Raw genomic sequence first — 8,829 nt, 5'->3', positions numbered from 1 at the left:
ATACGAGATGCTGGCACCACGCTCACCTCCCACTCCGGGTGTGCCAGACGACAAACAGGGACCGGCCGGTCAGGGCCGGCGGTCCAGGGGCAGGCGGTACAGCTGGGCCATGACCTCCTGCGCCCCGGACGGCCGCTTCCGCAGCCCGTCGACCGGAGACCGCACTGCACCCGACTGCGCGGCCTCCGCCGCGTCCAGGACCGCGTTGTCGTGCGCCTCCTGCGCACGCGCCGACATAGCCCGCCAACGGTCCATCTCGCACTGCGCAGTCCGCGGGTACGACGACGGATCCCGCCGCTCCCGGCGGATGGCCCACCACAGACCGAACCCAGCGACGACCCACAGCACCGGGATGACGAAGTACCAAGCAATTCCAGGCATGACGAAACTCCGATCGACTCAGCCGGAAAGAGAAGGGGTGGTGCTGTGCCCCAGGACGGGGACTTGAAGGGGCCCGCACCCAGCGGGCCCCAGACGGTTCAGGCAGCGGAAGAACGACTCCGCGCGTAGTACACGGTCTGCCGGGCACACCCGACACGAGCAGCGATCGCACGAGCAGGCAAACCCCACTGCTCACACCTCGCGATCGCCGCACGCCGCTCGACCCACGTCAGCTCGGCGGGCGGGTCACCAGCGGCAGCACGCTCGATGGCGATCTCATCCGGCTCCGGCGGCGTCCACGACCAGCTATCGCCAGCCGCGCGTCGCCTGCTCCGCGCACGGTGCACAGTCCGCGGGGAGCAGCCCAGCTCGTTCGCGATCTCCCGAGCGGACAGGCCCTGCCGGTCGAGAGCGGCGATGACGGCGGCTCGCTCAGCCGGACTCATGCTGCGGCCTTGTCGAGTGCGTTGATCTGCCCATTCAGCAGTTCCCGGAACGACACCACACGGCCGTTCTTCAGCGGCACATCAGCGTCCGCGACGCCGTGCTTCTCCGCGTCCAGCACAATCTGCGCCAGCGACATCGCGTTGCCCCAGCACTCCTGCGCCTGAGCCCGCAGCCGCGCCAGGTGGTCCACGGCCCCCTGAGCCTGCGTCGGCCCGCTCTGCTCCTGGGCGGCAGCCGTCGGCTTGGACTGCCCAGCAGCCGGGGCGTCCGACTCCAGCGACGCACCACCAGACTCGATGATCTCCAGATCCGACGACGTCCACAGATCCAGCGCCATCCCGAACCGCATCCCCGCATTACGGATCGCGTCGCCGATGACCTCCTTCACCGCATCCCCGCCCGTCTTGTCACCCGCGTGTCCGTACCCCAGCCGCGTCATCCCGCACACCGTCAGCCGGATCCACAAGCCCCGGTAGCCGTCCACCTGCGGCAGGCCACGCTCGTCCACCGTCAGCGGCTCCCAGTCCCAGAACGGGTCCACGTTCAGCAGCCGGTTCGTCGCCTCCGCATGCCCGACATACGCCAGGTCGATGTGGCCGTCCCGCGGCATCTTCTGCTTGCACTTCTGGCACTTGCTCGTCGGGTGCTGCTGGCAGCCGTTCCAGCCGGCGCTCTTGCAGGCTCGGCACCAGATACGGGGCAGGTAGCGGATCTCGGTCGGGGCGAACGGCTCACGCAGCCGGTGCAGCGCCTCGATCTGCTGCTCCCGGGTGTAGCCGAAGCTGTTCGCGGGCCGAACGGCCTGGTTCAGGGTGTGCGAGGTCTGGCCCTCCGCCACAGTGGCGGGGGCCTCAACGGCAGAAGCCATGAGGTCTCTATCTCCTATAAGGAATGGAACTGTGGTGGCGAGGCCGGCCCAGTTGTCGGCGTCCAGACCGCCCCGCCCCTAGCCGGGGACTAGCTACCGGCCTCCGTGAAGTGCTGGATCAGCCAGCTCGAGATGATGTGCGACGCCCGCGGAGCAAACCCGAACTGCGCCGCATGGTCCGCGCCGTAGTCCTCAGCGCGCTGCCGCAGATCCGGATCCAGCCGCACGTTCAGGTTCACGGTCTTCTCCGCCGTCCCCCGAGCCGCACGCTTCGGCATCGACGGCACGAACTTGCCCGCCAGGAACGCCTCCAGCGCCCGAGCAGCCTCCGTCGTCGCCGTCACCTTCTCGTCCGGAGCCTTACGGGCCGCCTGCGCGATACCCGCCTTGATCTCCTCACGCACCGGCAGCGGCATTGCGATCGCCAGGTTCTGCCCGTACTTGCCCTCCGCCGTCTCCTGCCGCAGACGGTCCACGCGCAACCGGTTCACGAACAGCCGGCCCTCCGGAGACATCACGAAGTCGACCGTGTCGGCCCACTCCGTCTTCCCCTCGGCGCGCAGGTGGGATGCGGCAGCGGTCAGGTGCTCGACACGCTTCTTGTCTTCGGGGCGCAGGGCCACGGTGCGGGGTCCTCTCGGCGGGCGGCCGCCGTTCCGGGACCGGGCCGGCGGGCGCGTGGGGGCTTTTCGCACGCCAGTGTCCTCCTTCTCGCATGCGTACGCCATGGGCTACGGCGTGGCGGGTGCCGGGGCGGGATTGCCCCGGTGCTCACACCATACCCGCATTCATATTGCGTACGCAATGGGAGTTGAGTACTGTGGACACCACACCACACCGCGAGGGGGACACCGAAGATGCGCATCACCAAGAACCAGCCCACCACCCGCACCCTCGCCGACCTGTACCGCGCCATCGACCGCGCCCACGCCGTCACGATCACCTACCTCAAGCCCGGCGAAACCGACCCCACCGTCCGCACCATCGAGATCCACGAGCTGCGCACCGCCAGCGTCAAGGTCCGCAAGGGCCAGCTCACCGGAGGCGGCATCGTCATCATCGCCATGTGCCGGCTCCGCGGCGAGCGCCGCGAGTTCCACCTCTCCGGCGTCCAGGCCTACACGGTCCACCGCATCGGCTACCTCCTCACCATGCCGGCCAACACCACCTACGAGGTCCCCGAGCCCGCCCCCGTCGACGACGCTCAGGCCCTGTTCTTCTACGAGCTGGCCCGCGACAAGGACGACGCCGACTACCGCCCGCGCCGCAAGCTCGTCCAGACCGACACCGGCCTCGCAGCCTGACCCCGGGCACGACGAAGGCCATCACCCGCGCTGGGTGATGGCCTTTCAGGACGGTGACCTCTGTGGGGACATGCCCGAAGAGATGGACGCCAGTCTAACCGTCCAACTCGCCACGCGGAAGCGGATCGATCAACCAGCCCCCCAACTGCGTACCGGACACGACCGGCACGACATCGACCAAGACCCCAATCCCGGCCTCTAACCAGACAGGAGACAACCCCATGGCCCTCGACGAAGACCCCACCAGCACTGCCACCTACTGGCCCAGCCTTGCCGCATCCCAGGTCGCCGGCACCTACCTCACCGACCAACTCGACGGCCGCCCCTTCGACGGACCCGAAGCCCTCGCCCACGTCGCCGAACACCACCGCGCCGCCGCCCTCACCCACGACCGGCGCATCACCGCCCTCACCCAGTACTACGAAGCCGCCAAAAACCACGGCGCCATCCGCCTCGTCCCCGACCTCACCATGCTCCGCAGTGGTGTCGACCGCGACGCCAACCCCCCACGCCGCCTCACCCCCATGGAACGCGCCGTGTTCCTCACCTGCATCGGCATGTGGGGCCCCGACCACGCCCGCCACTACCGCCGAGACCGCCTCATCGCCTACCTCCTCCTCGAAGGCCTGCGCCCCGCCGAAGTCGCCCGCGTCGACATGCGCCACATGTACGACCTCGGCACCGGCACCTGGGAAGTCCGCGCCCCCGACTACGAATACGAGAACGTCGGCGAGAAACACACCCTCGAACCCCTCACCGTGGCAGCGCTCAACGACTACCTCCCCCACCGCATCAAGCCCGCGGACGGCGTCCACACCCTCATCACCGTCCAGGGCGGCCGGCCCCTCGACTCCGGATACCCCAACCTGATCATCCGGCAGATGGCCGCCACCCACCCCCTCCTTGCCCAGCGCACCCCACCCGTCACCGCCGACACCCTCGCCCACACCGGCTTCTGGGACACCCCCACCGGATAGCCCCTGTCACAAGGGTTGACCACACCACACCGCACGCCGTTGGCTGGGAAGATCACGCACGAGACGAGGAGGTCCCCCGTGGCCACCGTGGAGCGCACCGAACAACTCCCGCCCTGCACCCGCTGCGACGGCCCACTCATCATGAACGCGACCGCCCCGCAGACCGACCAGCACGGCCAGCCCATCCGCCTCGAACTCTGCCCCACCTGCGACACCGGCAACACGCAGCGTCCCGCGGCCGGCCTGCTCGTCCAGTTCTTCGCCGACGGCGGCGGCCGAGACGAACACCGGATCCAGGAGGCCGCCCACCTGATGACGGAGTGGACCAAGGAGTGCCTGGCCGCTCACGGCTGGTATCTCGAGGACACCCCACCCGACACGGCGTGAAATTGCACGTTCACGGCGCGGCGAACACCCCGCCACGCCACAATCTGGGCATGACCTGCGAAGACACTGCGGGCTCCCCTGCCCGCCTCACCTGGGAAATCCAGGTATACGAGCCATCCACCAGAGGGTGGCTGCCCCGCTGCTACGGCCGCGCCACCACCACCGCCCCACCGCACGAGGTCGCCCAAGCTGCTCTCACGGCCTACCTGACCACCATCACCGTCTGGCCCGGCCAGCAGTTCCGCGCCCACGCCCAGGTCGACGGCGGGCCGCCCGTCACCGTCACCGCCGGCCAGACCCCCGACGGCTGGACACCCGGCCCGGACGTCCTGCAAGCCCTGCCCGGCTACCTACGGGAAGCACTGGCGGTCAGCTGAGTTTTCGGGGTTGGGCAGGTGCGTGGCTAGCATGCCCGCACCCGCACCACCCGGAAGGAACCCTCCCGTGCCCCAGCCCAAGTCCGCCCATGCCAAGACCGACGTTCACCTGGTGCCCATCGTGCAAGGGATGCTGGCGTTCGGCGCGGTGACCATCTCCATGACGGTCGTCGGCGCCGCCATCTTCGGGACTCCGGAGCAGAGCGCCAGGGCGTTCAGGCTCTTCAAGGGGCTGGGGGCGGTCCTCAGGCTCCGCAACGCATGAGCGGATCCGTCCCTACAGGCCGATGTTCGTGAGCGGGTTGTCGTCGCCCAGGCCGCTGGCCTCCTGCACATAGCCCTGGTAGGCGGTGGAGTTGTCCGCCCAGCCGCCGTGCCGGGCGGAGTGCACGGGGTCGGCGCCGGCGATGGACGCAGCAGTGGCGAACCCGCGGCGCAGGGAGTGGGAGCGCCACCGGCCGGACATGCCGATCGCGGCCATCGACTTCTCCACCACGTCGGAGATCGCCTCGGTGGTGAGCCTGCCGGTGGGGTCGCCGATCTGCTGGCCTCCCCTATATACGGGTGCGGCGAGGTAGCCCCATCGGTCGATCCGCATGAACAGCGGCCCCGTGGTGTGGCCTTCCGCCTCGAGGGCTCGGAGGTAGGCGCGGGTGGCGGTGACCGGGCAGGTGTCCTTGTCCTTGCCGTACTTGACGGTGACGTTCTGCCACTTCTTGATCTTCTTGCGGTACAGGCGCACCCTAATACCGACGCCGGCGACCTCGTCGGGCTCGGTGATGGAGGAGACGTCGAGAGAGACCAGCTCGCTGGCGCGAGCGGCGCACGCCATGCCGAGCAGGAGGATGGCCGCATCGCGTTTCCCGCGCAGGGTGGTGCGGTCGACGACAGACAGGGCAGTGCGCAGCACGGCGGGCAGAGCCGGTGATGTCTTGTTCGGCTGGGCGCGCGAGTCCTGCGCTTCGGACAGGCGGGCCTTGTATCCGGCGAGGACCTTGCGAGCGGCCTTCGTCTCCGGAGGCTGGTGTCCGGCCGCGGAGTGGGTGGTGCGGATGGACGCGATGATCCGCTCAAGGGTGGAAGGGCTGTAGGGACGCCCGGTCTTCTCCCGTGGGGTGCGGGTGAGGTGGGAGATGTAGTGGGTGACGGTCTGGGGTGCGGCGGGGATGGGGCGCCGGCCGACCTTCTTGCACCAGGTGACGTAGTCGCGGAAGTCGCGGCTGTAGGCGGTGCTGGTGGACTTGGCGATGCCGGCCTTGGCGTCTTCTTCGGCTTCGGGTGGGAGCCAGGCGTCGGGGTCGGCTGGTGGGAGGGCGAGGCCATGGGCTGTCTGTCTTAGTGCGGGAAGGTGGTCGTCGTCGACCAGTTCGGCGTCGACCACCTCCAGGTCGTGCTCGGTCACTTCGCGCCGTCCCCGGTTTCCGGCATCGGCGTGATGATCGGGCTGATCTTCTCGACCCGTCGCACGTACCCGTCGGAGTCGGCGACTACTGGCTCGCCGTCGGCGTAGAACACGTACTCCTCGTATCGGATCATCGCTTGCCCGCTCTGGTAGACGATGTCGAGCGGGGAGTCCTCCGGGATGCGGTCCGCGTCGAGATTGTTGGCTCGCACCCACTCAAGGGCCAGATCCTTGCGGATGGCGTTGTCGTGCTCGTGTTTCATGCTGCTCCCCTGCTCGAAATGATCCCTCTACAGAAGGAACATTAACTGGAGCGAGAGGCGCCGTTGCCCATGCGTTCCCACCAGTTGGGGCCGAAGAGCTCGACCAGCCGGTCCGCTGTCTTCGTGAGTCCGTCGCGGCGCAGCATGGCGTCAGTGCGCTCCGGGTTCCGGAGGTAACCCGTGATGAGGTTGTCGACGATGACGGCCATCTGGTCTGCGGCCACGTCTGTCGGCTCGCGCTCGTCTGCCGTCTGGTCGATGTCCAGCAGCCTCGGATCGATCTGCATTGACTCCCCCTCTGCGTCGGCATGCCCCGTATGTGAGCTTATCCCTCATCAACGGCCTGCCTTCCGGGTTCGACTCCTCGGGGACGGGCTGGGCGGTAGGCTCGCGCGCAGAGTTGGCCGTCCGGCCATGGCGGGCGGTGCAACAAGAGGCTGAGGGCGGTCGTGCCTGTCCTCACGCTTACGGGCCGTCCCGGCTGCACGAGTCGGGGCGGCCCACTTCTGTCCGGATCGGCTGTGCGGGCGCCTGACGGCCTGTGAGCGGTGCGGACGTCCGCTCATACCGGCGTCTTCGAGTTCGGGCGTTCTGGCGGCTGTTCTGCGGGCCACCTTTCGGACGCAATCCTTGGAATCCTTGGGTTGTCTTGAGTGGGCAAGGGCTGTAGTCTGACGGCATGACAGATCGCACCCTCGTCGGGGACATGAGCGAACAAGGAACCCACTTCTGGTTCATGAGCATGCAGACGAAGAACGCAGCCGGTTACTACCTGAACAGCTACCAGGGCACGGTCACGCCCGCGCGGGGGGCAACCCGCATGGACCTGTTCAACGAAGTCCGCGGTTTCGTGGAAGAGAACGATCCCCGCTCCAAGGGCGGAATCGTCCTCGCCTTCGACATTCAGCGCAACAAGATCTGAGGCTTCAATGAGCGACACCACCGCCCAGCCCACCGGACGCTGCTACTGCGGCTGCGGCAAACAGATCGGCTACGGCCGGTACTTCGCCGCCGGCCACGACAAGACCGCCGAAGCCGCATTCCTCGCCATCCACCACGGCGGCACCGTCGCGCAGATGCTCCACGCGCACGGCTACGGCCCCGACGACACCAAGTCCGTCACGAAGGCGGCGGTGGAGAAGGGCTTGTGGGAGGAGTGCCCGTTCGACTGCGGCTACCGGGGTGCCCGCGAAAGCATCGTCAACCACGTCAACCGCTACCACAAGGACTGAGGAGACCAACATGACCGAGCAGGCCCTCCCTCTGTGGCGTCGCATCCTGATGGCCATCTTCGGCATCCGGCGCCCGCCCCACCGTCAGGGCCCCGCCGGCCGCTCCACCGAGAAGTGAGGACACCGACCATGACCGAGCAGCGTCGTTACGACGTCGACTGGACCGAGGAGCGCGCCACCCAGTACTACCGGATGCTCCCGGCCCGCGCCCGACGCATCGTCAAGGAAGCCGTCCAGCGTGGCGGGATGGTGCCGGCCGACGCTCTCCGCGACAAGCCGGACGACAGCCTCCGCGGCCACAGTGCACCGCTGAGCCGCATCCTCCAGCGCGGAAAGATGCTCCAGCGGTGGCCGATGGCGATGGAGCAGCCCGTGACCGGGGTGGGGCCCGGCTTCGGCAAGGTCGAGGGGTACGAGATCGCTGAAGACCTGATCCCTGTGTTCCAGGCCGCCATCCGCAACATCGACGAGAAATGAGGATACCGACCATGGACAACAGCACCGACGCACCCAAGGACGGCCGACGTGCCCCGTCCAAGGTCGGCATCTCCTTTCCCCCTGACGTCATGGACCGTATCGATGTGGCCGCTGCCGCACGACGCATGAGCCGCCAGGACTGGATCCGGGAGGCCGTGGACGCCGCCCTCGCCCACCCCCCTGTAACCGACACCGAGCACGCCTGGGGCGTGGGCGAACTCCCCGGCGACGCCTACCTGCGGGACATCATCGAACGGCAGGTGACTGTGTCTCCGCACCAAGACGAGAGCGAAGCGCTGGACGCGGAGTACGCCAGCCTTGTGGAGCTGAGGATCATCAAGCCGGGCGATGACCGCGTGCAAACCCCCTACTGGGCGCTGGCCGTCGGGTGGGTACAGGCGCGGCGCGTCTTCCTCCGCCGGTTCGGCACGACACTCCGTGCCGTCAGCGACGGCCGACGTGTGCATGTGCGGACTCAGCCCGGGTTCCGCTGCAAGGCGTCGAACCGGACCCTCGTCCGCCGGGCCGGTGACCTACTGCATGAGACGGACAGCACGAGGCGGAAAGACCGCAACTTCGCAGAGGCGGACGACAGGATCCCACGGTGCGACGACTGCTGGAGGGTCATCTGGACGGTGGCCAAGGAGCTGGGGATGGTGGATCGCATCACCACTGACCCGGCAGAGTTGCATTCCCTCCGCGAGTGGACGTGGG

At 68.2% G+C, this 8,829-nt stretch carries 16 protein-coding genes; 9 read left to right on the top strand and 7 right to left on the bottom strand.

What is annotated here, in order from left to right:
* Nucleotides 1-69 precede the first annotated feature (69 nt).
* The 4 genes from IE258_RS40160 to IE258_RS40145 form a co-directional block, all read right to left on the bottom strand.
* Nucleotides 70-381: a hypothetical protein gene (locus tag IE258_RS40160; RefSeq protein WP_189750731.1), complete on the bottom strand. Its 312-nt coding sequence runs from the start codon at nucleotides 379-381 to the stop codon at nucleotides 70-72.
* A 98-nt stretch (nucleotides 382-479) separates the two neighbouring features.
* Complete coding sequence (locus IE258_RS42140; RefSeq protein WP_189750730.1) at nucleotides 480-827, bottom strand: helix-turn-helix domain-containing protein; 348 nt, start codon at nucleotides 825-827, stop codon at nucleotides 480-482.
* On the bottom strand, nucleotides 824-1,696 hold the full coding sequence (locus tag IE258_RS40150) for a hypothetical protein (protein ID WP_189750729.1): 873 nt from the start codon (nucleotides 1,694-1,696) through the stop codon (nucleotides 824-826). Before IE258_RS40150 ends, IE258_RS42140 begins: the two co-directional genes overlap by 4 nt.
* 89 nt (nucleotides 1,697-1,785) lie before the next feature.
* The gene (locus IE258_RS40145) at nucleotides 1,786-2,319 is read right to left on the bottom strand and encodes a hypothetical protein (protein ID WP_189750728.1); all 534 of its coding nucleotides are present in this window, start codon (nucleotides 2,317-2,319) and stop codon (nucleotides 1,786-1,788) included.
* 234 nt (nucleotides 2,320-2,553) lie between these two features.
* Here IE258_RS40145 and IE258_RS40140 point away from each other — a divergent pair, with 234 nt between their 5' ends.
* From IE258_RS40140 to IE258_RS40120, 5 genes are all read left to right on the top strand, one after another.
* The gene (locus IE258_RS40140) at nucleotides 2,554-3,000 is read left to right on the top strand and encodes a WYL domain-containing protein (protein WP_189750727.1); all 447 of its coding nucleotides are present in this window, start codon (nucleotides 2,554-2,556) and stop codon (nucleotides 2,998-3,000) included.
* Between the two features lie 221 nt (nucleotides 3,001-3,221).
* Complete coding sequence (locus IE258_RS41850) at nucleotides 3,222-3,977, top strand: hypothetical protein (RefSeq protein WP_189750726.1); 756 nt, start codon at nucleotides 3,222-3,224, stop codon at nucleotides 3,975-3,977.
* Nucleotides 3,978-4,055: 78 nt separating this feature from the next.
* A complete protein-coding gene (locus IE258_RS40130) occupies nucleotides 4,056-4,364 on the top strand; it encodes a DUF6300 family protein (protein WP_189750725.1) in 309 nt (102 codons plus the stop codon).
* 50 nt (nucleotides 4,365-4,414) lie between these two features.
* Entirely contained in the window at nucleotides 4,415-4,741 is a 327-nt protein-coding gene (locus tag IE258_RS40125) for a hypothetical protein (protein ID WP_189750724.1), read from the top strand.
* 67 nt (nucleotides 4,742-4,808) lie between these two features.
* Nucleotides 4,809-5,006: a hypothetical protein gene (locus IE258_RS40120; RefSeq protein WP_189750723.1), complete on the top strand. Its 198-nt coding sequence runs from the start codon at nucleotides 4,809-4,811 to the stop codon at nucleotides 5,004-5,006.
* Between the two features lie 12 nt (nucleotides 5,007-5,018).
* Here the strand turns inward: IE258_RS40120 and IE258_RS40115 are convergent, their stop codons facing one another.
* The 3 genes from IE258_RS40115 to IE258_RS40105 are packed head-to-tail and all read right to left on the bottom strand — an operon-like array spanning nucleotide 5,019 to nucleotide 6,693.
* Nucleotides 5,019-6,143, bottom strand: coding sequence for a tyrosine-type recombinase/integrase (locus IE258_RS40115; protein ID WP_189750722.1), 1,125 nt, complete (start codon nucleotides 6,141-6,143; stop codon nucleotides 5,019-5,021).
* Nucleotides 6,140-6,406 carry a hypothetical protein gene (locus IE258_RS40110; RefSeq protein WP_189750721.1) on the bottom strand — a complete coding sequence of 89 codons (267 nt, stop codon included), beginning with the start codon at nucleotides 6,404-6,406 and terminating at the stop codon, nucleotides 6,140-6,142. The genes IE258_RS40115 and IE258_RS40110 overlap by 4 nt, the downstream gene beginning before the upstream one ends.
* Nucleotides 6,407-6,447: 41 nt before the next feature.
* Nucleotides 6,448-6,693, bottom strand: coding sequence for a hypothetical protein (locus tag IE258_RS40105; protein WP_189750720.1), 246 nt, complete (start codon nucleotides 6,691-6,693; stop codon nucleotides 6,448-6,450).
* A 392-nt stretch (nucleotides 6,694-7,085) separates the two neighbouring features.
* Here IE258_RS40105 and IE258_RS40100 point away from each other — a divergent pair, with 392 nt between their 5' ends.
* The 4 genes from IE258_RS40100 to IE258_RS40085 all read left to right on the top strand — a co-directional run.
* Nucleotides 7,086-7,328 carry a hypothetical protein gene (locus tag IE258_RS40100; RefSeq protein ID WP_189750719.1) on the top strand — a complete coding sequence of 81 codons (243 nt, stop codon included), beginning with the start codon at nucleotides 7,086-7,088 and terminating at the stop codon, nucleotides 7,326-7,328.
* A gap of 7 nt (nucleotides 7,329-7,335) precedes the next feature.
* A complete protein-coding gene (locus tag IE258_RS40095; RefSeq protein WP_189750732.1) occupies nucleotides 7,336-7,638 on the top strand; it encodes a hypothetical protein in 303 nt (100 codons plus the stop codon).
* Between the two features lie 129 nt (nucleotides 7,639-7,767).
* On the top strand, nucleotides 7,768-8,115 hold the full coding sequence (locus IE258_RS40090) for a hypothetical protein (RefSeq protein ID WP_189750718.1): 348 nt from the start codon (nucleotides 7,768-7,770) through the stop codon (nucleotides 8,113-8,115).
* Between the two features lie 11 nt (nucleotides 8,116-8,126).
* The coding region (locus IE258_RS40085; RefSeq protein ID WP_189750717.1) for a ribbon-helix-helix domain-containing protein at nucleotides 8,127-8,829 on the top strand (703 nt) is incomplete at its 3' end.

The organism is Streptomyces tendae (genome assembly GCF_014650435.1).
Lineage (GTDB): Bacteria > Actinomycetota > Actinomycetes > Streptomycetales > Streptomycetaceae > Streptomyces > Streptomyces tendae.
Note: the sequence above shows the minus strand (reverse complement) of the source record. Positions and strands in the feature narration are given on the sequence as shown.

Excerpts from the sequence above, each read along its gene's own strand:
- IE258_RS40100 (WP_189750719.1), top strand. The coding sequence starts at position 7,086 with ATGACAGATCGCACCCTCGTCGGGGACATGAGCGAACAAGGAACCCAC.
- IE258_RS40160 (WP_189750731.1), bottom strand. The coding sequence starts at position 381 with ATGCCTGGAATTGCTTGGTACTTCGTCATCCCGGTGCTGTGGGTCGTC.
- IE258_RS40105 (WP_189750720.1), bottom strand. The coding sequence starts at position 6,693 with ATGCAGATCGATCCGAGGCTGCTGGACATCGACCAGACGGCAGACGAG.
- IE258_RS40125 (WP_189750724.1), top strand. The coding sequence starts at position 4,415 with ATGACCTGCGAAGACACTGCGGGCTCCCCTGCCCGCCTCACCTGGGAA.
- IE258_RS40150 (WP_189750729.1), bottom strand. The coding sequence starts at position 1,696 with ATGGCTTCTGCCGTTGAGGCCCCCGCCACTGTGGCGGAGGGCCAGACC.
- IE258_RS42140 (WP_189750730.1), bottom strand. The coding sequence starts at position 827 with ATGAGTCCGGCTGAGCGAGCCGCCGTCATCGCCGCTCTCGACCGGCAG.
- IE258_RS41850 (WP_189750726.1), top strand. The coding sequence starts at position 3,222 with ATGGCCCTCGACGAAGACCCCACCAGCACTGCCACCTACTGGCCCAGC.
- IE258_RS40140 (WP_189750727.1), top strand. The coding sequence starts at position 2,554 with ATGCGCATCACCAAGAACCAGCCCACCACCCGCACCCTCGCCGACCTG.
- IE258_RS40090 (WP_189750718.1), top strand. The coding sequence starts at position 7,768 with ATGACCGAGCAGCGTCGTTACGACGTCGACTGGACCGAGGAGCGCGCC.
- IE258_RS40095 (WP_189750732.1), top strand. The coding sequence starts at position 7,336 with ATGAGCGACACCACCGCCCAGCCCACCGGACGCTGCTACTGCGGCTGC.
- IE258_RS40110 (WP_189750721.1), bottom strand. The coding sequence starts at position 6,406 with ATGAAACACGAGCACGACAACGCCATCCGCAAGGATCTGGCCCTTGAG.